Annotated in this window: 22 protein-coding genes; 15 read left to right on the plus strand and 7 right to left on the minus strand. The window is 64.0% G+C overall.

The window, feature by feature from the left end; translation table 11 throughout:
• Window positions 1-2 precede the first annotated feature (2 nt).
• Entirely contained in the window at window positions 3-1,022 is a 1,020-nt protein-coding gene (locus B2J77_RS03780; RefSeq protein WP_058637235.1) for a Glu/Leu/Phe/Val dehydrogenase family protein, read from the plus strand.
• 42 nt (window positions 1,023-1,064) lie between these two features.
• On the opposite strand, the gene B2J77_RS03785 is transcribed toward B2J77_RS03780, so the two are convergent.
• The gene (locus B2J77_RS03785; RefSeq protein ID WP_058604888.1) at window positions 1,065-1,328 is read right to left on the minus strand and encodes a YebG family protein; all 264 of its coding nucleotides are present in this window, start codon (window positions 1,326-1,328) and stop codon (window positions 1,065-1,067) included.
• Window positions 1,329-1,546: 218 nt separating this feature from the next.
• Here B2J77_RS03785 and B2J77_RS03790 point away from each other — a divergent pair, with 218 nt between their 5' ends.
• A complete protein-coding gene (locus B2J77_RS03790; protein WP_058637197.1) occupies window positions 1,547-2,017 on the plus strand; it encodes a phosphate-starvation-inducible protein PsiE in 471 nt (156 codons plus the stop codon).
• Window positions 2,018-2,020: 3 nt separating this feature from the next.
• On the opposite strand, the gene B2J77_RS03795 is transcribed toward B2J77_RS03790, so the two are convergent.
• Both B2J77_RS03795 and B2J77_RS03800 read right to left on the minus strand, forming a co-directional pair.
• Complete coding sequence (locus B2J77_RS03795) at window positions 2,021-2,311, minus strand: DUF3509 domain-containing protein (RefSeq protein WP_058637196.1); 291 nt, start codon at window positions 2,309-2,311, stop codon at window positions 2,021-2,023.
• A 159-nt stretch (window positions 2,312-2,470) separates the two neighbouring features.
• Entirely contained in the window at window positions 2,471-2,818 is a 348-nt protein-coding gene (locus B2J77_RS03800; RefSeq protein ID WP_058604891.1) for an HPF/RaiA family ribosome-associated protein, read from the minus strand.
• Window positions 2,819-3,057: 239 nt separating this feature from the next.
• Between B2J77_RS03800 and B2J77_RS03805 the strand changes: the two genes are divergently transcribed.
• From B2J77_RS03805 to B2J77_RS03830, 6 genes are all read left to right on the plus strand, one after another.
• Window positions 3,058-3,363, plus strand: coding sequence for a DUF3649 domain-containing protein (locus B2J77_RS03805; protein ID WP_058604892.1), 306 nt, complete (start codon window positions 3,058-3,060; stop codon window positions 3,361-3,363).
• A complete protein-coding gene (locus B2J77_RS03810; protein WP_078478018.1) occupies window positions 3,360-4,937 on the plus strand; it encodes a PepSY-associated TM helix domain-containing protein in 1,578 nt (525 codons plus the stop codon). The genes B2J77_RS03805 and B2J77_RS03810 overlap by 4 nt, the downstream gene beginning before the upstream one ends.
• On the plus strand, window positions 4,937-5,263 hold the full coding sequence (locus tag B2J77_RS03815; RefSeq protein WP_058637194.1) for a DUF3325 domain-containing protein: 327 nt from the start codon (window positions 4,937-4,939) through the stop codon (window positions 5,261-5,263). Before B2J77_RS03810 ends, B2J77_RS03815 begins: the two co-directional genes overlap by 1 nt.
• Window positions 5,264-5,267: 4 nt before the next feature.
• Window positions 5,268-5,837 carry an RNA polymerase sigma factor gene (locus tag B2J77_RS03820; protein WP_078478019.1) on the plus strand — a complete coding sequence of 190 codons (570 nt, stop codon included), beginning with the start codon at window positions 5,268-5,270 and terminating at the stop codon, window positions 5,835-5,837.
• Window positions 5,834-6,820 carry a FecR family protein gene (locus B2J77_RS03825; protein ID WP_078478020.1) on the plus strand — a complete coding sequence of 329 codons (987 nt, stop codon included), beginning with the start codon at window positions 5,834-5,836 and terminating at the stop codon, window positions 6,818-6,820. Before B2J77_RS03820 ends, B2J77_RS03825 begins: the two co-directional genes overlap by 4 nt.
• A 138-nt stretch (window positions 6,821-6,958) precedes the next feature.
• On the plus strand, window positions 6,959-9,349 hold the full coding sequence (locus B2J77_RS03830; protein WP_078478021.1) for a TonB-dependent siderophore receptor: 2,391 nt from the start codon (window positions 6,959-6,961) through the stop codon (window positions 9,347-9,349).
• Here B2J77_RS03830 and B2J77_RS03835 read toward each other — a convergent pair.
• Complete coding sequence (locus B2J77_RS03835) at window positions 9,346-10,233, minus strand: helix-turn-helix domain-containing protein (protein WP_078478022.1); 888 nt, start codon at window positions 10,231-10,233, stop codon at window positions 9,346-9,348. The genes B2J77_RS03830 and B2J77_RS03835 overlap by 4 nt on opposite strands.
• Before the next feature lie 182 nt (window positions 10,234-10,415).
• On the opposite strand from B2J77_RS03835, the gene B2J77_RS03840 reads away from it, so the two are divergent.
• A complete protein-coding gene (locus B2J77_RS03840) occupies window positions 10,416-11,318 on the plus strand; it encodes a DMT family transporter (protein WP_058637189.1) in 903 nt (300 codons plus the stop codon).
• A gap of 56 nt (window positions 11,319-11,374) precedes the next feature.
• Here the strand turns inward: B2J77_RS03840 and B2J77_RS03845 are convergent, their stop codons facing one another.
• Window positions 11,375-12,349, minus strand: a complete 975-nt coding sequence (locus B2J77_RS03845) for a 2-hydroxyacid dehydrogenase (protein WP_058637188.1) — start codon at window positions 12,347-12,349, stop codon at window positions 11,375-11,377.
• A gap of 73 nt (window positions 12,350-12,422) precedes the next feature.
• Window positions 12,423-13,352, minus strand: a complete 930-nt coding sequence (locus tag B2J77_RS03850; protein WP_058604901.1) for a LysR family transcriptional regulator — start codon at window positions 13,350-13,352, stop codon at window positions 12,423-12,425.
• A 191-nt stretch (window positions 13,353-13,543) separates the two neighbouring features.
• On the opposite strand from B2J77_RS03850, the gene B2J77_RS03855 reads away from it, so the two are divergent.
• From B2J77_RS03855 to B2J77_RS03870, 4 genes are read left to right on the plus strand one after another with little or no spacing between them, the layout of a single operon-like run.
• Complete coding sequence (locus B2J77_RS03855) at window positions 13,544-15,073, plus strand: efflux transporter outer membrane subunit (RefSeq protein WP_078478023.1); 1,530 nt, start codon at window positions 13,544-13,546, stop codon at window positions 15,071-15,073.
• A complete protein-coding gene (locus B2J77_RS03860; RefSeq protein ID WP_058637186.1) occupies window positions 15,070-17,247 on the plus strand; it encodes an FUSC family protein in 2,178 nt (725 codons plus the stop codon). The genes B2J77_RS03855 and B2J77_RS03860 overlap by 4 nt, the downstream gene beginning before the upstream one ends.
• Complete coding sequence (locus B2J77_RS03865) at window positions 17,237-17,437, plus strand: DUF1656 domain-containing protein (RefSeq protein ID WP_078478024.1); 201 nt, start codon at window positions 17,237-17,239, stop codon at window positions 17,435-17,437. The genes B2J77_RS03860 and B2J77_RS03865 overlap by 11 nt, the downstream gene beginning before the upstream one ends.
• A gap of 10 nt (window positions 17,438-17,447) precedes the next feature.
• Window positions 17,448-18,302, plus strand: coding sequence for an HlyD family secretion protein (locus B2J77_RS03870; RefSeq protein WP_058604904.1), 855 nt, complete (start codon window positions 17,448-17,450; stop codon window positions 18,300-18,302).
• 323 nt (window positions 18,303-18,625) lie between these two features.
• Here the strand turns inward: B2J77_RS03870 and B2J77_RS03875 are convergent, their stop codons facing one another.
• Window positions 18,626-19,084, minus strand: coding sequence for a universal stress protein (locus B2J77_RS03875; protein ID WP_078478025.1), 459 nt, complete (start codon window positions 19,082-19,084; stop codon window positions 18,626-18,628).
• A 181-nt stretch (window positions 19,085-19,265) separates the two neighbouring features.
• Here B2J77_RS03875 and B2J77_RS03880 point away from each other — a divergent pair, with 181 nt between their 5' ends.
• Entirely contained in the window at window positions 19,266-20,171 is a 906-nt protein-coding gene (locus B2J77_RS03880; protein WP_058637184.1) for a LysR family transcriptional regulator, read from the plus strand.
• Window positions 20,172-20,286: 115 nt separating this feature from the next.
• Window positions 20,287-21,828, plus strand: coding sequence for an MFS transporter (locus B2J77_RS03885; RefSeq protein WP_078478026.1), 1,542 nt, complete (start codon window positions 20,287-20,289; stop codon window positions 21,826-21,828).
• Window positions 21,829-21,845: the final 17 nt, after the last annotated feature.

Here is a 21,845-nt window from a genome sequence, read left to right on the forward strand (position 1 = left end):
CCATGTTCGCACTGATGCAAAGCACCCGTACTCAGTCACTGCATGTGTTCAACGATCCGCAGACAGGCCTTGAGGCCGTCGTGGTCATTCACAGCGAGCGGTTCGGGCCCGCCATGGGCGGTTGTCGCTACCTGGCCTACACCGATCATGAGAGTGCGATCACCGACGCAGTCACCCTGGCCCAGGGCATGAGCTACAAGGCGGCAATGGCGGGCCTGCCTTTCGGGGGCGGCATGGCGGTCATGCTGCGCAGCCCGCAGGTGAACGACCGCGCTGCCTTGTTCGAAGCATTCGGCCGCTGTATCGATAGCTTGCAAGGGCGGCTACTCATCGCCCTGGACAGCGGCACCTCGACACTGGACATGGATTGCTTGGCGCAAGGCACCCCCCATGTTGTCAGCACGACAGCGCTGGGTGACCCTGCTCCACATGCGGCGATGGGGGTATTCGCGGGCCTGCGCGCCACCGCCCATGCGCGGCTGGGCAGCCACAACCTCGAAGGGCTGCGTGTCGCCATCCAGGGGTTGGGAAGTGTAGGGTACGCGCTGGCCGAACACCTGCACGCAGCAGGTGCAGACCTGCTGGTCAGCGACCTGGAGCCTGGCCGAGTGAGACTTGCAGTAGAGCAGTTCGACGCACAACCGATTGCCCACGATGCGCTCCCCAGTACACCGTGCGACATCTTCGCCCCCTGCGGCATAGGCCCGGGATTGAATGGGCAAAGCGTGATGCAGTTGAGGTGCGCGGCAGTGGCGGGTGCTGCAAACAACCAACTGGCATCGTTGCACGTTGCCGACCAGTTGGAAGGGCGGGGGATTCTGTATGCACCTGATTACGTGATCAACGCGGGTGCCCTGATCTACTCAGCGCTGGCCCATAGGGGCGAAAAAGCGGAGGCGATCACCGCCCACATTGCCCGTATACCCACCCGCCTGACCGAAGTGTTCGGCCATGCCCAGGCTGAAAAGCGTTCGCCTGCACGTGTGGCGCAGGCGCTGGCGGAACGTTTGTTGTACGACTGAATACAACGCCCCAGGCCTCGTCGCTCAAAGGCCCACCGATCGCTATTGAGCAGCATCGCCCTCGAGCAGTTCACCCAGCGCGTCGGGCTGGCTCTTGAACGCCCTGGCGAACACATCGCGGTTCTTGGCCATGTAGATACCGGCTTCTTCTACCTGCTGTTCGCTCAACGATGGCACAGCCTTGTGCAGGACTTCTGCCAGGCGCTCAGCCAGTTCGAGCATCTTGTCGTGACGGTCTGCTTCGGCCTTATCCATGAACAAGCGCTCCGGGTCGCGGCTGCTGCGATACACCACTTCGACGGCCATTCATCACCTCTATGCCTTTTTGCTGTTAACGATTTACTGTATCGATATACAGTAATGGCATTCCCTGAATCGCGCAACCCTGAATTTCCCAGGGGGTGTGCGTGTCCTGCATCGCTCGACCACCTTCCAAGCCCCTGTGCCTGGCCCTTTAACTGCATGGCACAAGCGTCATACAGGCAGCGGATCATTTTTCAGAGAGCTTCGGGGAGTCATCGATCATGAACATCAAATGGGCAGAAAAACTGCGCAAAGGCCTGCACGGCTCAGCCGATTCGCTGGGCAACCTGTGCGTCGAAGGCTTTCACTACCTGGCCTTGTTCGGCATCGGTGCGATAACGGCCTATGCCGCTGTGGTGACGTTTCTGGACATGCTCGGCAAAGGTGGGATCAGCGTGGATGACATCCTGCTGCTGTTCATCTACCTGGAGTTGGGCGCCATGGTGGGTATCTACTTCAAGACCAACCACATGCCCATCCGCTTTCTGCTGTACGTGGCCATCACCGCGCTCACCCGCCTGTTGATTGGCGACGTGTCGCACCACAAGGCGCCCGATGTGGGGCTGCTGTACGTGTGCGGAGGCATCCTGCTGCTGGCATTCGCCATTCTGGTGGTGCGCTACGCGTCGTATCGCTATCCGTCGACCAAGGTCCTGGACGCCAGCGGCAAGGATGTAGAAGAGGGTAAGTGACCCTCAGTTGGCCACCACGTTGCGTGCTTGACCACCACTGGGGCGCGTAAGGGCGGCGAGCACTTGCATGGGGTTCTGGCTGCGATCTATCGCCAGGCCCAGGCGGATGCTGTCGATAACCCGTTGCAAGCGAGCGGGGTCATTGCGTTGCGCCTGGCTGATCAAGCGTTTGGCGGCGATGCCCGCCTCGTCAGACAAGGTGAGCATGATGCTCCCGTCGAGCGCCTCGATGCTCAGGTTGACCCGGTACTGGGGGCTGAACGCTGCACTGATCTGATCGAATGGATTGGTCATGATGGCGCTTCTGCAACGTGATGATGCAGAAATTGACTGGTGGGGGTGGGGCCGGGTTCCAACCGTTTATCGGTCGTGGCACGGGGGCAGTGGTGCAAGGCTGAGCCCTCGCGCTTGGATAAGGCAGGGCCGCTGCGCGGCCCCGTTCCGGTCAAGCGATCAAGCCTCCGGGTCGCTCAGCTCCAGCACGCCACGCTTGCTGCGCAACTTGCCGTACAGGTGCTCCAGCGCATGGGTCAGCTTGGTGGCCGCGCCTTCCACCGCCTGGTCAAGCGAGTTTGCCGTGTGGGTCACCGAGATCGGCTGATGGCCTTTTGGGCGAGCCTCCATCTGGCAGCGCTTGTCCTGTGGTCCGGGTTTGCCGCCGTTTTCATCGCGCAGGTGCACCTCGATACGGGTGAGGTCTTCCTCGTAGCGCTCCAGCGTGTCTTGCACCGTGTTGCGGACCCACTCGTCGAGCCGGGCATTGCCATCGATGTGGTTGCTGCTGTTGACCTGGATTTGCATGATTCAATCCTTATTCAGCTTGCTCGCATGGAGACGCCAGGTCCTTGAGACCCTTGGAATTTCTGCGCCTCTTGACTCTAAGGTCAGGCAAGCCAACAGCGAATTCAACCCCCTCTTAAAAATAAATGTCTTGTAGCAAAGCCGATTGCTCACTTTTGTCCGGCACGCTGTCGGCCAGGCTTTGCATATGAGAATCCATATCATTATTATTGCTGGCTTCAACATTTCCGGACTTGGCCATGACCCGTAAACCCGCCAGCCTCACGCCCAGCTATCGCCTGGCCGTGGCTTCACGCAGCCTGGCGGCGTTGCTTGGCGGTTATCTGTTGGCGTCTACGGCCAGTTTCTGCGTGGCTGTGTCGCTGCCCATAGCGCCGGTCGACGCCACGCTGATCGGCCTGATGCTGTCGTTCGTGTTCTACGTGTTGGCCTTCATCGGTTGCTTTGCCTGCCGTGACGCCTGGCGGGCGTGGCTGGGTGTGTTGATACCGAGCCTGGTGCTCGGGCTGCTCGGCGCGCTGGTCCATTGGATGAAATTGTCATGAAAGACGGCTTTCGCCAGGCGATGGCCTGGCTGCATACCTGGACGGGCCTGCTGTTCGGCTGGTTGCTCTTTGCCATCTTCCTCACCGGCACCCTGTCGTATTTCAAGGAAGAAATCACCCACTGGATGCAGCCTGAGATAGGCCATTACGCACCCAATCCGCAAGCCGCGCTGGGCGCGGCGCAGCGCTATCTGCAAGGTCAGGCGCCCGCTTCGCAAAGCTGGTTCATCCGCCTGCCCAATGAGCGTGAAGCAAGGGTGAAGGTCGGGTACCGGGATGTGAACGGCGGGCCTCGCGGCTTCGTCACCCAGACCCTCGATGCCAAGACGGGCGAGCCCGTCACGGCGCGCGACAGCCGCGGCGGGGAGTTCTTCTACCGGTTCCACTTCCAGCTGCAGATGCCTTATCCGTATGGCCGCTGGCTGTCGACATTCTGCGCTCTGATCATGCTGCTCGGCCTGGTCACCGGCATCATCACCCACAAGAAACTGTTCAAGGAGTTCTTCACCTTCCGCCCTGGCAAGGGCCAGCGCTCCTGGCTGGACGGCCACAACGCCATCGGCGTGCTGGTGCTGCCGTTTCACCTGATGATCAGCTACAGCAGCCTGGTGCTGTTCATGTACCTGGTCATGCCCGCAGGGCTGATGGCGCATTACGGTGATGACACCTCGAAGTACTTCAATGATTTGTTTGGGGCAGGGGAGGCGCCCAAGGCAGCCCAGGTCGCCGCGCCGCTTGCCCCACTGCCGGCGCTCTATGCCCAGGTCCAGGCGCTGCAACCGGGGGCGCGGGTGGGCAACATTCGGGTCGAGAACCCGGGCGACAGCAACGCACGGGTCACCTTCACCCAGTCTGCCGCCGACCACGTTGCCTATCGGCGCAGTGCCAACTGGACCTTCGACGGCGCCACAGGCGCGCTGCTCGAACAAGGCAAGCCCGAAAGTGGCGCCATGCTGACGGCATTCAGTTTTGCCGGGTTGCACATGGGCAATTTTGCCGGCCCTTGGCTGCGGTGGCTGTATTTCTGCTTCGGGCTGGCAGGCACTGCCGTGATCGGGACCGGCCTGGTGATGTGGTTGGACAAGCGCCAGCTCAAGCATGCCAAGGCCCCGCGCGTTCCGCGTGAGCTGCGTCTGGTGGAGGTGCTCAACATCGTCAGCATGAGCGGGCTGCTGTTGGCAGTGGCCAGCTTTTTCTGGGCTAACCGGCTGCTGCCGGCGGCGCTTGAAACCCGTGCCGACTGGGAGGTCAATGCGTTCTTCATGGCATGGGGCCTGGCGCTGGTGCACGCGATGGCGCGTAGCGGTCGCCGGGCCTGGGGCGAGCAGCTGGCGCTCGGGGCGCTGGCCTTCACGCTGTTGCCACTGCTCAACGCGCTGACAACCGCGCACGGGCTCAACCACGCCATCATCGATGGCGATTGGAGCATGGCTGGGTTCGATCTCACCGCATTGGGCTGCGGCCTGTTCCTGGCCTGGCTGGCAAGCAAGAAGCTGCGCCCTGCGCTGGCCTTGGCCAAGCCTTCCCGTTCACGCGCCAGCCAGGTTGGCCATGAAACGGCGCAGGTCCAGTGATGCTCGGTATCGCCCTGATCGCCTTCGCGGGGTTCGCCGCCTTGTGTCTGGCCATGCCCAAGCACTTCGAAGCGCTTTTGGGCCTCACGCCGGTCCCAGGACAACCGCGGCTGTTACGAGCGACCGGCTGGCTCATGCTGCTGGTCTCATTGGCCCTTGGCGTGCAGGCGCGGGGCTGGGCTCACGGTCTTGTGGAGTGGACGGCCGTTGCGATGGCAGGTGTGACCTTGTGGGTGTTCGGGCTGGCGTACCTGCCTCGCTTGCTGGTCGGCATGGCCGCCGTCAGTGCATTGCTGGGGCCGTTGTTGGTCCTGTTAGCCGGATGATGCCATGAGCCCCACGACGCAGAACGACGGCTCAGAGGGTGAATCGAGCGCTCGTGCCCGCTTTATCCAAGTCTTCATGGCCCAGCGCGCGCGCATGGAGGCGCTGGTCAGTCGCCGGGTAGGTTGCCGGGCCACCGCGTCCGACTTGGTCCAGGAGCTGTTCCTGCGCTTCTGGGGGCGTGCGCAAGTGAAGGTCGAAGCCCTGGACACCTACTTGATGCGCTGCGCCGGCAACCTGGCCATCGATCATCTGCGCAGCGAAAGCAGCCGCCAGCGTGCTTTGGCCGATGTTTCACAGGGCAGCGCGCACCTTGTGAGCCAGACGCTGGAGCAGACCCTGGAGGTGGACGACGATCTGCAACGCATCGAAAACGCCTTGCGTGCGTTGCCCGAGCGTACCCGGCAAATCTTTCTGCTCAACCGTGTCCACGGCTGCACGTACAGCGAAATAGCACGCGCCATGCACCTGTCCCAAAGCGCTGTGGAAAAACATATGATGCGTGCCCTGCAAGCGTGCAAGGCCAGTGTCGCCCAGGCCGCGCCCATTCCACGACCACCACGGGGCACGCCGTGACCACCACGTTACCTGCTGTCACTCAGGCACAATCCGATGCCGCCCTGCAGTGGCTTGTACGCATCAATGGGCAGCCCGAGCAAGCCCGCAGTGCGGCGTTCAGGCGTTGGCTGCTGGCCGACCCGCGGCATCCGGTCGCGTACGAGCAGGCGCAGGCGCTGTGGAACCACAGCGCCCTCGCTGCGGCGACCCTGGCCGATGAAGACCGGCTGGCCCTGCAACATTACCTCGCCCGGATGAGCCCGCCCGCTGTCAGGCGCCCCGGACGTTGGCGTGCAGGGGCGTTGGCCATGGCCGCTTGCCTGATCATGGCCATCGGCATGCTCGGTGGGTGGCAGCCCGGTCATTGGCTGCTGGACCTGCGTGCCGACTACAGCACGTCGGCCGACCGGCGCGAAGTGACCTTGCCAGACCACTCGGCGGTCACGCTGGACGCCCACAGTTCGATTGCCGTGCAATTCGAAAACGGCCAGCGCCGCGTGCGGTTGCTGCACGGCGCTGCGTTCTTCAAGGTCACCCACACCGGCGAGCCCTTTGTGGTGCAGGCCGCCGATGGGCAGGTGCGAGTGCTGGGCACCGAGTTCGAAGTGCGCGAGCAGGGCGCCGCCACCCAGGTCACCGTCCGCGCCGGTCGCGTGGCGGTCAGCCCGTCCAAGGGGGCCGTGGCACGTGAGTTGATTGCCAATCAGCAGGTGAGCTACGGCGCGGGGCAGGTCAGCCACACGTTGTCGGTCGACAGCGAGCAGCACCTGGCATGGCGCGAGGGTTGGCTGACCTATTCCCAGGCGCCCCTGGCCCAGGTGGTTGAGGATCTGGGTCGCTATTACCCCGGCCACATCGTGCTGCTGAACGAGGCTTTGGGGCGGCGTGAAGTCAGTGGCAGCTTCCCCATTGCCGAACCCTTGCAGGCGCTGGACTCACTGGGCGCAGTGCTCGGCTTTTCGCGTCAGACAGTGCTTGGTCGGTTCACGGTTATCCGTTGATTGCTGGTCGTTGACCACCCTATTTCATGCCCTCCAAAAAAACTTCCTACCGCAGGTGAGGTAACAGCACGCCATAACCGTGTAGTACGTGAAAGTGCGATTCATTCGCACTCAATACCCTCTCTCAGGTCAGCGTCCATGAAGTCTACTTTGCGTTGCGTTCCCCTTTGGCTCGGTCTTGCAGTACTCCCGCCGCTCATCTACACCCAGGCGGCGACTGCAGCGCAACGCGCGCAAGCTTATACCTTCGACCAACCTGCCCAGCCACTGCTCCAGGCCCTCGCCGCCTTCAGCCGCGTCACCGGGCAGAGCGTGGTCCATACCCTGACGCTACCTGCCGTGCAGGCGCCTGCGTTGCACGGGGCCTTGAGCGCCGAGCAGGCGTTGCAGCGCTTGTTGGGTAATGCCGGGCTGACCTGGCAACGGGTCGATGCCCATACCTTCACCCTGCAAGCGCTGGACACCGCCGGTGCCTTGAACCTGCAGGCCACCACCGTGACTTCGCAGCTCGACAGCTTGAGCTATCAGCCGCCCACCACCACCTCGATCATGCGCGGCCAGGGCCCCACCCAGGACATCCCCCAGGCGATCAACGTGGTGCCCGCCCAAGTGCTGCGCGACCAGGCGCCGCGCAACCTGGACGATGCCCTGGCCAACGTCAGCGGCATTACCCAAGGCAACAATTTCGGCGGTACCTCCGACACCGTCATGAAGCGGGGCTTTGGCGACAACCGCGACGGTTCGATCATGCGCGATGGCATGCCGTTGGTGCAGGGCCGCAGCCTCAGCGCCAGCACCGAGCGGGTCGAGGTGCTCAAGGGGCCGGCTTCGCTGTTGTACGGCATCCAGGATCCAGGCGGGGTGATCAACGTGGTCAGCAAGCGGCCCCAGCTGCAGGCCTACAACGTACTGACTGCACGCGGCTCGACCTACGGCGATGGCAAGAACGGCAGCGGTGGTGGGTTCGACAGCACCGGTGCGCTGGGCGACAGCAACTTGGCCTACCGCCTGATTGCCGACCACACGGACGAAGACTACTGGCGCAACTACGGCGTGCGCCGCGAGACACTGCTGGCCCCCTCGCTGGCCTGGCTGGGCGAGGATACCCAAGTAGTGGTGGCCTACGAGCACCGTGAATTTCTTTACCCGTTCGACCGCGGCACGGCCTTCGGCAACGACGGCCATCCGCTCAACATCCCGGCCACGCGGCGCCTGGATGAGCCGTTCAACGACATGCAGGGCCGCTCCGACCTCTACAGCCTGCAACTGGACCATCAGCTTGCCGACGACTGGAAGCTGCACCTGGGCTACAGCTTCAACCGGGAAACCTATGACGCCAGCCAGGTCCGCGTGACCGGGGTCAACCCGCGCACTGGCACACTGACGCGCAGCATCGATGGCACGCGCGGTGCCATGAGCCGAGACCAGTTCGTCACGGCGAGCCTGGCCGGCACGGTCCAGTTGGCAGGCCTGCAGCATGATCTGCTGGTGGGCCTGGACCATGAAGACCGCAAGGTGTACCGCGCCGACCTGATCCGCCAGACGCCGCGCACCCCCTTCAGCTACCTGAACCCTGTGTATGGGCGCGAAGTGGAGGGCAGCACAGTGCGCGCCTCCGACAGTGACCAGACCGACGAGCTGCGCACTGACGCCTTGTTCATGCAGGATGCGCTGCACCTGGACGATCACTGGATCCTGGTGGCCGGTGGGCGCTTCCAGCAATATGACCAGTACGCCGGTCGCGGGCGCCCGTTCAAGGCCAACACCGACATCAATGGGCAAACCTGGGTCCCCCATGCGGGGGTGGTGTACAAGGTCGATGAACAGCTCTCGTTCTACGGCAGCTACAGCGAATCGTTCAAGCCCAACTCGACCATCGCACCACTGGCCGGCAACGTGGTGCTCGACGGCGCCATCGCCCCGGAAGAGGGCAAGTCGTGGGAGCTTGGGGCCAAGCTCGACGTACCAGGGCGCATCACCGGCACCTTGGCCTTGTTCGACATCACCAAGCGCAACGTTCTGGTGTCCAACTTCGATTCGAGCACCCGCGAGACGGTCTACAGCAATGCCGGTGAAGTGAACTCCCGGGGCGTCGAGCTGGACCTGACCGGCCAGTTGAGCGAGCGCTGGAGCCTGATCGGCAGCTACGCCTTCACCGATGCCAAGGTCACCCAAGACCCGGCCCTAAAGGGCAATCGCCTGCAGAACGTGGCGCGGCACGGCGCTTCGTTGTCCGCCGTCTACGATTTCGGCAGCCTGTTCGGTGGCGACAGCCTGCGCGCCGGTGCCGGGGCGCGTTATGTGGGCGAGCGTACCGGCAATGCCACCAACACCTTCGACCTGCCGTCCTACACGGTGGCCGACGCCTTCGCCAGCTACGAGACCCAGCTGGACGCGCACACCGTTCGCCTGCAACTGAACGTCAAGAACCTGTTCGACAAGGTGTACTACAGCTCGTCGGTGAACCAGTACTTCGTGGCGGTGGGCGATGCGCGGCAGGTGAGCGTATCGGGTACCTTCGAATTCTAGCGACCAGCCCTGCGGCCCAGGGCCTGACGATACTCCCCAGGCGTGGCCGCCAGCACCTGGCGAAAGCGATTGCTGAAATGGCTGGCGCTGGCGAAACCGCAGGCCAGGGCCACCTCGCCCAAGGGCGCATGGCCCAGCCGCAGCAGCAGGCACGCCCGGTGCAGGCGCCGGGCCAGCAGGTATTGGTGGGGGGGCAAGCCGAAGCTCACGCGAAACATGCGTGCGAAATGGTACTCGGACAGGTTGCAGCGCACGGCCAGCTCGCCCAGGGTAAGGGCATGCTCCAGGTGTGCTTCGATGTAGTCGACCAACTGCCGGCGCTGGCTGGGCGCCAGCCCGCCCTTCAGGCGCAGCCCCTGGCGCAGGCCCACTTGGCTGAGCAAGGCATGGTCGACGATCTCGTGGGCCAGGCTGCTGGCCAGCAAACGTTCGGCCGGCTCGTTCCAGTCAAGGCCTGACAGCTGGCGAAAGCGCAGGGCCTGCCTGGGGTCGTCCATGAAGGTCGCCTCTTGCAGTTGCAGCGCCCGCGGCTCCCGGTCGAGCAGGCGTATGCACCCCAGCGCGAACTGCGCCGGGCTCACATACAGGTGGGCCATGCGGATGGCCCCGTTGATCACCCAGTTCGATTCGTGCTCGGCCGGCAATACGCACAGCTTGTCCGGAGCACCCTTGTCGGCCGGGCGTTGGCGCCGAAAGGTGCCGGTACCGTCAGCCAGGTAGCAGGACAGGGTGTGGTGGCTGGGTGCCTGGTAGTCGCGGGCATCGTCGCGGTTGCGCCACAGCGCAGCCGCCAGCCCATCGCCCAGGTGCGCGCTGAGCTCCAGCCGGGCGTTGGGGGATGCATGCATGACATTGAACACTTGCAGCTGCGTGAATGGCGTCATCGGGGCCTACCTCTGCTGCACATGCTACTGCGGCCAAGGGCAGGTGACAGCGCCTTGATGCGCAAAAGCGCAAGTTTATGCAAGCAGGGCAGGGCTACCTGGCGAAACACTGGCGGTGCCCGTTACTCCAGGCATGCCTGCCTTGGCCGGGACACCTGTGGAAGGCCCAAAGGAAACACACCATGAACCTGTCGCTCTACCTGCTCACCGTGCTGATCTGGGGTACGACTTGGATTGCCCTGAAATTCCAGCTGGGTGGGGTCGCCATCCCCGTATCCATCGTCTATCGCTTTGCCTTGGCAGCACTGATCCTGTTTGCCATGCTGTTGCTCACCCGGCGCCTGCAGCCCATGGGTCGGCGCGGCCACCAGATCTGCCTGGCCCAGGGACTATGCCTGTTCTGCATCAACTTCATCTGCTTTCTCAGCGCCAGCCAATGGATCGCCAGCGGCCTCATTGCCGTGGTGTTCTCCACCGCCACCTTGTGGAACGCGATCAATGCCCGGCTGTTTTTTGGCCGTCAGGTGGCCCCGCATGTACTAGGCGGTGGCGCCTTGGGATTGCTGGGCCTGGGCCTGCTGTTCTGGCCGGAGCTGTCGCACCATGCAGCCAGCCGCCAAACCCTGTACGGCCTTGGTCTAGCGCTGCTTGGCACCTTGTGTTTTTCGGCAGGCAACATGCTTTCGAGTGTTCAGCAGGCGGCCGGGCTCAAGCCCATGACCACCAATGCCTGGGGCATGGCTTATGGGGCAGGCATGCTGGCAATTGCCTGCCTGGTGGGTGGGATTCCGTTCGAGATGGAGTGGAGCGCACGCTACGTGGGCTCATTGCTGTACCTGGCGGTGCCGGGCTCGGTGATCGCGTTCACCGCATACCTGACCTTGGTCGGGCGCATGGGGCCGGAGCGTGCGGCCTACTGCACGGTGCTTTTCCCGCTGGTGGCCCTGAACGTGTCGGCGGCCGTCGAAGGCTATCAATGGACGCCCACCGCCTTGCTTGGCCTGGTAGCGGTGATGGCGGGCAATGTGCTGGTGTTTCGCAAACCCAAGGCTGCGCGCGGCCCCGAGGTGCCTCGGCCTGCCTAGGCCTGTTCATGAAACAGGGCCGCATTGATTGCGGCCCGTGTCAGCTACGCCCGTGCTCAGCCTTTCCACACCTGAGGATTGACCAGGTCCCTGGGCCGTTCGCCCAGCAGCGCCGCGCGCAGGTTGTCGATGGCGCGGTTGGCCATGGCCTCACGCGTCTCGGCGGTGGCCGAACCAATGTGGGGCAGGGTCAGGGCATTGGGCAGGCTGAACAGCGGGGAGTCGGCCAGGGGTTCCTTTTCATACACGTCCAGGCCTGCACCGCGGATCGTGCCGTCCTGCAGGGCCTGGATCAGTGCCGCCTCGTCCACCACTGGCCCGCGGGCGATGTTGATCAAAAACGCCGAGGGCTTCATCAGCTTCAATTCGCGGGCGCCGATCAACTGGCGCGTGGCATCGGACAGCGGCACCACGATGCAGACGAAATCGGCTTCGCCCAGCAGTTGCTCGAGGCTACGCATCTGCGCACCCAATTCCTGCTCCAGGGCCGTCTTGCGGCTGTTGCCGCTGTAGATGACCGACATGTTGAAGCCAAGGCGACCCCGCCGGGCGATGGCCGCGCCGATGTTGCCCATGCCGACGATGCCCAGGGTCTTGCCATGCACGTCACTGCCGAAAAGCGCAGGCCCCACGCTGGCCTGCCAATGGCCGGCCTTGGTCCAGGCGTCGAGCTCCGCGGTTCGCCTGGCGCAGCCCATGATCAAGGAAAAGCCCAGGTCAGCCGTACTTTCAGTGAGCACGTCCGGCGTATTGGTCAGGGCGATGCCGCGCTCGTTGAAGTAGTCCAGATCGTAGTTGTCGTAGCCCACCGACACGCTGGACACCACTTCGAGCTTGCCGGCCCCTTCGAGCTGGGTACGCCCCAGCTTGCGGCCCACGCCAATCAGGCCGTGGGCATGCGGCAGGGCTTCGTTGAACTGCGCGTTGACGTCACCGCGTTTGGGATCGGGCATGATCACGGTGAAATCGTGCTGCAAGCGCTCGGCCATGGCCGGGGTGATCCGGCTGAAGGCAAGGACGGTCTTTTTCATCGTTCACCTGAAGGCAAAAGCCTGAAGCTACAGGTTGTGCGCAGCAGGCTGCAACCCTTGGCCCGGTGGTGGCTCAGTGCGCTTTCAAGTCGGCTTCATGGGCCGCGAGGATTTCCGGCAGCGAGTTACGCAGGTACTCCACCCACGTCTTGATCTTCGCGTCCAGGTACTGGCGCGACGGGTAGATGGCATACAGGTTCAGTTCCTGCAGCCGGTATTGCGGCAGGATTCGCACCAGGGTGCCGTTACGCAAGCCTTCGATGGCCGAATAGATCGGCAATACCCCCACCCCCATGCCACTGCGAATGGCTGTGCGCATCGCATCGGCCGTGTTGACCATGAACGGCGAGCTGGTGATGTTGACCATTTCCTGGCCTTCGGGGCCGTCAAACAGCCATTTTTCAAGCGGTATCACCGGGCTAACCATGCGCAGGCAGGCATGCTTGAGCAGATCGGCCGGTTTGTGCGGCACGCCATGACGGGCGATATAGGCCGGCGACGCGCAGACGATGCTGTAGGTGATGCCCAGCCGTTGCGACACGAAGCCTGAATCCGGCAGCTCGGTGGCCAGCACGATGGACACGTCGTAGCCTTCGTCGAGCAGGTCGGGTACACGGTTGGCCATGGTCAGGTCGAAGGTCACGTCCGGGTGCGATTCGCGGTAGCGGGCAATGGCATCGACCACGAAATGCTGGCCCACCCCGGTCATCGAGTGCACCTTCAACTGCCCGGCAGGGCGGGCATGGGCGTCGCTGGCCTCGGCCTCGGCTTCTTCGACGTAGGTCAGAATCTGTTCGCAGCGCATCAGGTAGCGCTTGCCGGCTTCGGTCAGCGCGATGCGGCGCGTGGTGCGGTTGAGCAGGCGTGTTTGCAGATGAGCTTCCAGGTTGGAGACGGCTCGCGAGACGTTCGCGGTGGTGGTATCCAACTGGCCCGCTGCGGCCGTGAAGCTGCCGAGCTGGGCCACGCAACTGAAGGCACGCATGTTTTGCAGGGTGTCCATGGGTCACTCTCGATGTAGAGGACAAAATTGTGTCACGAAGTCGTGCAACCAGGATGAAAAGTTGCCTTCGACCAAAGGCTGATTATCGCCGTTTCAGTAACAAAGATTCGCAGGAATCAGCGCTTATCGCCAGTGTGGCCGCCCCCTAGAATTGCCCAGCCCCTCCACCTCTTCCTCGGGATATCGCAGCTGTGCCGCGTTGCATCATCGGAACGCTTCAAGCGTTCAGTGCCTGTGCCCTTGCCCTCACCTTGAGCGGCTGTATCGGAACCTGGGGCATTGCCCCGCAGACCCAAACGCTGCAAGCCAACACCCTGAGCCCCAGTGCAGCCATCGAGCAGGCCGCCACCGATGCCCACTGGCCGTACCAGCAATGGTGGCGCGCCTACCGCGACCCCCAGCTCGATCACTGGATAGCAATGGCGCTGGCCGCCAACCCTAGCCTTGCCATCGCCGCAGCACGGGTGCGTCAAGCGCGTGCCCTGGCTGGCCTTGCCGAGTCGGCCGAACACCTGCAAGGCAACGGTCAGGCGACGCTCAACCGGCACAACTGGCCTGACGACCCCTTCTATGGCCCTGGCGACTTGTCCGGTGCCACCACCTGGGATAACAACGCAACCCTTGGCTTGAGCTACGCCCTCGATCTCTGGGGGCGCGAGCGCAATGCCAGCGAGCAGGCCGTGGACCAGGCCCATCGACAGGTGGCAGAGGCCAGGCAGGCCCAGTTGGAGCTGCAGAACACGGTAGTGAGCGTGTACATCGAGCTGAGCCTGCATTACGCCCGGCGCGACATCATCAAGGCTCAACTGGCGCAGCAAGAGCAGATCCTGGACCTGGCCCAGCGTCGCCTGGACGCGGGCATCGGCACCCATCTGGAGGTCAGCCAGGCCCAGGCGCCGCTGCCGGAAACCCATCGCCAGCTCGACAGCCTGGACGAGGCTATCGTCCTGGCCACCCATCAGCTGGCCGCCCTGGCGGGCAAGGGGCCAGGGGAGGGCGCGCAGCTGCAGCGCCCCAGCCTGGTCCTTGCCGCACCGCTGACGCTGCCCTCCAGGCTACCCGCCGAACTGGTCGGCCAGCGCCCCGATGTGGTCGCCAGCCGCTGGCAGGTCGCTGCCCAGGCGCGTGGGATCGACATGGCCCACGCCGGCTTCTTCCCCAACGTGGACCTGATCGGCAGCCTGGGTTTCGTCGCCACTGGCGGCGGCCCGCTGGCGTTTCTCACCGGGCGCAAGTTCAACTACACCGTCGGCCCGGCCGTCACCCTGCCGATCTTCGATGGCGGGCGTCTGCGCGCGCAACTGGGGGCCGCCGCCGCCGACTATGATGTGGCCGTGGCGCGCTACAACCAGACGGTGATCGGCGCGCTCAAGGACATCTCCGATCAGTTGGTGCGTCGCGAATCGATGCAGGCGCAGGCGCACTTCGCGGCCGAGTCGGTCGCCGCCGCGCAGAAAACCTATGACATCGCCATGGTCGCCTACCAGCGGGGCCTTACCGACTACCTGAACGTGCTCAACGCGCAAACGCTGCTGTTTCGTCAGCAACAGGTTCAGCAGCAGGTGCAGGCCGCGCGCCTGATCGCCCACGCCGCCCTGGTGACGGCGCTGGGCGGCGGTCTGCAAGCCGGCTCGGATGTACCGGACCAAGAGCGCCAGGCGCCGCCAGCCACGCCGGCAACCCTCGCCATTCTCAACCCCAAGCCGAGAGCACGCCCATGAGCACATGGGGTTTACCCCTGCGCTGGTCGCAGAGCCTGCAATGGCGGCGCGGTTTCCATGCCTGGGTGCGGACCGATGGGGTCACCTGGGTGTACATCTTCAAGGTGCTGGCTGCAGCCTTCATCACCTTGTGGCTGGCCATGCGCCTGGAGTTGCCGCAGCCGCGTACCGCCATGATCACGGTGTTCATCGTCATGCAGCCGCAAAGCGGGCATGTGTTCGCCAAGAGCTTCTACCGGGTGCTGGGCACCCTGGCCGGCTCTGTGATGATGGTCGCATTGATGGCCGTCTTCCCGCAGAACACCGAACTGTTTCTGCCCAGCCTGGCCGTCTGGGTGGGCCTGTGCTCGGCAGGCGCCATGCGCTACCGCACCTTCCAGGCGTATGGCTTCGTGCTGGCCGGCTACACCGCGGCGATGATCGGCCTGCCGGTGTTGCAGCACCCCGACCAGGCATTCATGGCCGCGGTCTGGCGAGTGCTGGAGATTGCCCTGGGCATCCTGGTGTCCACCTTCGTCAGCGCCGCCATCCTGCCGCAGTCGGCCAGTGCCGCCATGCGCAACGCCCTGTACCAGCGCTTTGGCGCGTTCGCGGCGGTAGTCGTCGAAGCCTTGCGCGGCGACAGTCAGCGTGAGCGTTTCGAAAGCAGCAATGTGCGCTTCGTGGCCGAGGCGGTGGGGTTGGAAAGCCTGCGCAACGTCACTGCCTTCGAGGACCCGCACATGCGTCGGCGCAGTGGCCGGCTGGTGCGCATGAACAGCGAATTCATGGCCATCACCACCCGCTTCAACGCCCTGCACCGTCTGATCGAGCGGCTTCGCGCACGCGGGCCTGTGCAGATCGTCAGCGCCATCGAGCCTGGCCTGCACACCCTCGTCGACCTGCTCGAACCCTATGTGGGGCGCGCGCTGACCGACGCCGACGCCTTGCGCCTGACCCTCGAGCTCGGTGCCTACCGCGAAGGGTTGCAGGCCCAGGTCCGCAGCTTGCGCGCCGACTACCTGGCCACCGCGCCCGGCGAAGCCGACCTGCTGGATTTTCACACGGCGTTCGAGTTGCTCTACCGCTTCGTAGACGAGATGTACAGCTACGCCGAAACCCACGCCTCCCTGGCCGTGCACAACCACGCGCGGGAGCAGTGGGACGAACCCTACGTGGCACAGACCAGTACGCTGGTATGCCTGGCAGCCGGGCTGCGTTCGGCGGCGGTGCTGTTGCTGCTGGGCAGCTACTGGCTGATCAGCGACTGGCCAAGCGGCGCCATGATGACCTTGATCGCCACGGTCACCGCCGGGCTGTCGGCGGCCTCGCCCAACCCCAAGCGGCTGTCGTTCCAGATGGCCTGCGGCACGGCGATCGGCGCGGTGGTCGGTTTTTTCGAAACCTTCTTCGTGTTTCCCTGGATCGACGGCTTCCCTTTGCTGTGCATGGTCCTGGCGCCGGTGTTCGTGCTGGGTGCGTTTCTCTCGTCGCGCCCGGCCTACTCGGGCTACGGCATTGGCCTGCTGGTGTTTTTCGCCATTGGCTCGGTGCCCAACAACCTGACGGTGTATGACCCGTACAGCTTCATCAACGACTACATCGCCATGGTCGTCGGCATGTTCGTGTGCGCGGCTGCCGGGGCGATCATCCTGCCACCCAATAGCCGCTGGTTGTGGAGCCGGCTGGAGCAGGCCTTGCGTGAACAAGTGCTGTTTGCCATCAGCGGGCGCCTGCGCGGCATCGGCACGGCTTTCGAAAGCCGCACGCGCGACTTGCTGCACCAGGCCTATGGCCTGGCGGCCGGCAAGCCCCAGGTGCAAAGCCAGTTGATGGGCTGGATGTTCAGCGTGCTGGAAATCGGCCATGCGGTCATCGAGCTGCGCAAGGAGCAGGCGCGGGCCCCCGTGCACCCGGCCTATGCCGAGTCCCAGCCGTGGCGCCAGGCTATCCGGGTCATGGGCCGTGCCCTGGCGCGCCTGTTCCTGCAGCCCAGCGTCGGGAATCATGAGCGTGCCCTGGTGGCGGTGGACCATGCCATTTCCCGAGTCCAGGCCACCGACGAGCCGTTTGCGCGGCACTTCGACACGTCAGTGCTACGCCGTGTGCAGAGCTACCTGCACTTCATCCGCTCGTCCTTGCTCGACCCCCACTCACCGCTTGCGCCACCCAAAGGGTTGCCCCATGCCTCGTGAAATCGCCTTCCACGGCGTGTACATGCCCACCCTGACCCTGATGTTCCTGTTTGCGCTAGGCCTGGCCTGGGGGCTTGACCGGTTCATTGCCAGCGTTGATGGCTACCGTTTCTTCTGGCACCCGGCGCTGCTGCGCCTGAGCCTGTTCGTCTGCCTGTTCGGCGCCCCGGCGCTGTCGCTCTACTGGTGAGAATCCTTCGATGAAAAAGTTCTTCAGCCTTGTCGCCACGTTGCTGGTCCTGACGGCCGCCGTGGTGATCGGTCGTCAGCTGTGGCTGCATTACATGACCACCCCCTGGACCCGGGATGGCCGGGTACGCGCCGACATCATCAACGTGGCGGCCGATGTGCCTGGCTACGTGGTCGATGTGCCGGTCAAGGACAACCAGCGGGTCAGCAAGGGCGACCTGTTGATCCAGATCGATCCGGAACACTACCGTTTGGCGGTCGAACAGGCCAAGGCCCTGGTCGCCGCCCGCAAGGCCACCTGGGAAATGCGCCGGGTCAATGCCAGGCGCCGTGCCGACCTGGACAACCTGGTGATCTCCAAGGAAAACCGCGACGATGCCAGCAACATTGCCAGCGCTGCTCTGGCCGACTACCAGCAGGCCCAGGCGGCCCTGGCGGCCGCCGAATTGAACCTCAAACGTACCCGGATCGTGGCCACGGTCGATGGCTATGTGACCAACCTGAACGTTCACAAGGGCGATTACGCACGCACCGGCGAGGCGGTGATGGCGGTGGTCGATGAGGCGTCATTCTGGGTGTACGGGTTTTTTGAAGAAACCAAGTTGCCCCATGTGAAGGTAGGCGACCCTGCCGAACTGCAGATGATGAGCGGGGAACGCTTGCAGGGCCATGTGGAGAGCATCGCCCGGGGCATCTACGACCGCGACAACCCCCAGAGCCGCGAGCTGATTGCCGATGTGAACCCCACCTTCAACTGGGTGCGCCTGGCCCAGCGGGTGCCTGTGCGCATCCATATCGACCAGGTGCCCGAAGGCTTCTTCCTGGCAGCGGGGACTACCTGTACGGTGGTGGTCGATCCGCAGTGAAGCACTCGGCGGCCTGACACTGCGGCACGTTACCCCTGTAGGAGCGGCCTCGTGCCGCGATGGGCCACAGCACGGCCCCGGCAAGCCTGCTCCTTGGCCCTGTATCGACTGAGATAGCGGGCCCTGGACTTTGCAAAAGCAACTGCCTAGTGCCACCTTTGGAGGCTAGTCGATTTCCGGGTAGGAGCGGTCTCGTGCCGCGATGGGCCGCGCAGCGGCCCCAAGATTTCAGCTTCGCAGCAAATATTCCTGGGGCCGCTGCGCGACCCATCGCGGTACAAGACCGCTCCTACAGGTCCCGCATTTACCTGATGTTCAGCTTCTCAAGCGCTACGTTCAGCCGCCCCGACCAGCACCGGCACCTGGGCCTGATCGATCACCTTGGCACTGATCGAGGGGTCCAGCAGTCGCCCCAGCCGCGACAGATGACGGTGCCCCATGATGATCAGTTCACATTCCAGTGCCTGTGCCCTGGCCACGATGACCTCCACAGGCTGACCGGCCACCATGCAGCCCTGGCAGGCGAAGCCTGCCTGCTGCAAGGCACGGACCGCCTCGCCCAGGGCATGATCGGCCTGTTGCTGTTCCTCGCACGCGGCAGGGTACTGCGCTTGTTCGTCGGCCGTGTAGGGCGCCGGTTGTTCGTGCACGGCAAAGGTGGCATCGATGGCCAGCAGTACATGCAAGGTATGGTCTTCAGGGCGACACCAGCGGCGGGCCAGGGCGAGCAGCGCTTGAGTGGCAGGGGAGGCGTCGATGGCAATGAGCACGGGGCTGGGCATGCGGGATCCTTTATCGTGAGTGGTGGCTCGTCTTCCGGCATGGGGCCGAACCTGCTGCTGCCATTCTCGACCTCACCTGGACTGCGAATAAAGGCCCTGCCACGCACGAGCACATTGCGTCGGGCGCAATCGAGCAACCTGCTAACATCGCCGTTTCCCAACGTCGTCTCGGAAAACGGCCATGCAACTCCCTGACATGAACCTGCTGGTCGCCCTCGACGTGCTGCTCGATGAAGGCAGCGTGGTAGGCGCGGCACAACGCATGAACCTCAGCCCAGCCGCCATGAGCCGCACGCTGGGGCGCATACGCGAGGCCATGGGCGACCCCATCCTGGTGCGCGCCGGTCGCCGGCTGGTGCCAACGCCACGGGCCCTGGCCCTGCGCGAGCAGGTGCATGGCCTGGTTGAGCAGGCCGGGCAGGTGTTTCGCAGCCGTGAAGGCGTCGATCTGTCCAAGCTGCACCGTGCCTTCAACGTGCGTACCAACGATTTGTTCATCGCCCTCTACGGGGCCAAGCTGCTGCGCATGATGCTGGCCGACGCGCCCAATACCGTGTTGCGTTTCGTGCCCGAAGGCAGCAGTGACGACGATGCCATGTTGCGCAACGGCCACATCGACCTGATCGTCAGCTCCTCCGTGGAGCTGGGGCCGGAGATCAAGGTGCAGAGTTTGTTCAGCACCTATTTCGTCGGCTTGGCGCGCATGGAACATCCGGTCTTCGACCAGGACATCACCCCACAACGCTTCGCCGCGTTCCCACAGATCAGCGTGTCGCGTCGCGGCCGTGCCAACGGTCCGATCGATGTGGCCCTGGCCAACCATCGGGTGGAGCGCCGGGTGGCGCTGATCACCACCAGCTTTCACTCGGCGATGTTCTCGTTACCCGATTCGGACCTGATCCTGCCGATTCCAGCCAACATCCTGAACAGTGTCCAGCGCCTAAAGCTGCCCCTGCGCGCCTTCGAGATTCCCGTACCGCTTGAAAAAGTGAACGTGATGCAGGCCTGGCACCCACGTTTCGACAACGACCCGGCCCACCAGTGGCTGCGTCAGACGATCAAGGCGTGTACCCGAAGCGATCCCTGAACAGGCCATCGTTGCGTTTGGCGCAATATAAAACTGCCAATAATTCAGTTTTCGTCAGCATTTACCCTGCCTAAAATCGCTCCAGTCGTAAAAGTGTTGCTGGAGATGTCTCTAAATGAATGCCGTTTCTGCCCCTGCTAGCGGGCTGGCTGCCACGCCTGCATCGACCGCCCCTGCACAGGGCGCGTTCGGCCTGCAGGTGGTGGTCGGGCTGTTCGGCGTGTTGCTGGCGGTGCTGTGTGCGGGCCTCAACGAGTCCGTGACCAAGATTTCCCTGGCCGATATCCGCGGGGCCATGGCTATCGGTGCCGATGAGGGGGCCTGGCTGCTGGCGGTGTACAGCGCAGCCTCCGTCTCGGCAATGGCCTTCTCGCCCTGGTTGGCGACCACCTTTTCCCTGCGGCGCTTCACCCTGGCAGCCATCGGTGCCTTCGCAGTGCTGGGTCTGCTGCAACCCTTCGCCCCCAACCTGCACAGCCTGATGCTGCTGCGGGTGCTGCAAGGGCTTGCCTCGGGGGCACTGCCGCCGATGCTGATGAGCGTGGCGCTGCGCTTCCTGCCCCCTGGCATCAAGGTCTACGGCCTGGCGTGCTATGCCTTGACTGCCACCTTCGGCCCCAACCTGGGTACACCGTTGGCCGGCTTGTGGACCGAATACGTCGGCTGGCGCTGGGCGTTCTGGCAGATCATCCTGCCGTCGCTGGTGGCCGGTGGCTGCGTGGCGTGGGGGCTGCCGCAGGACCCATTGCGCCTGGAGCGTTTCAGGCAGTTCGACTGGCGTGGTGTGCTGCTTGGGTTACCGGCGATCTGCGGTATCGTGCTGGGGTTGTCTTTGGGTGATCGCTGGGGCTGGTTCGATTCGCCGTTGATCTGCTGGCTGCTGGGCGGTGGGCTGCTGTTGTTGGTGCTGTTCATGTTCAACGAGTGGTCCGAGCCCTTGCCGTTTTTCCAGCTGCGCTTGCTGGGCCGGCGTAACCTGGCCTTTGCCCTGTTGACCGTCGCGGGCGTGCTCATCGTCCTCTCGGGTGTGGGTAGTTTGCCGTCCGCCTACCTGGCACAGCTCCAGGGCTACCGGCCCGCCCAGACCAGCCCGCTGATGCTGCTGGTGGCGATGCCACAATTGATCGCCCTGCCGCTGACCGCCGCGCTTTGCAATATCCGCGCAGTCGACTGTCGCTGGGTGCTGGGCATCGGCCTGGGGATGCTGGCCGCCTCCTGCATCGGCAGCAGCCTGCTCACCAGCCAGTGGATTCGCACCGATTTCTACCCGTTCTACCTGTTGCAGGTGTTCGGCCAGCCGATGGCGGTGCTGCCGTTGCTGATGCTCTCGACCACGGGCATGAGCCCCCAGGAAGGCCCCTTCGCCTCGGCCTGGTTCAACACCGTCAAGGGCTTGTCCGCCGTCGTGGCGGGCGGGCTGCTCGATGCCCTGGGCACGCTGCGCCGGCATTTCCATTCCAATCACCTGGTCGACAGCCTGGGCAATGCCCCGTTGCTGGACGACCACGCTGCCAGCCTTGCCAGGCGCATCCATGACCAGGCGCTGGTACTGACCTCGGCCGACCTCTACCTGGTCCTGGCCGTAATCGCCGTAGCCCTGATCTGCCTGATTCCTGTCATGCCCACCCGGGTTTATCCACCGCGTGCGGTGGCCTGACCCCTGTCTGAATTCGA

Origin of the sequence: Pseudomonas parafulva (assembly GCF_002021815.1) — a bacterium.
In the GTDB taxonomy this organism is placed as follows: domain Bacteria; phylum Pseudomonadota; class Gammaproteobacteria; order Pseudomonadales; family Pseudomonadaceae; genus Aquipseudomonas; species Aquipseudomonas parafulva_B.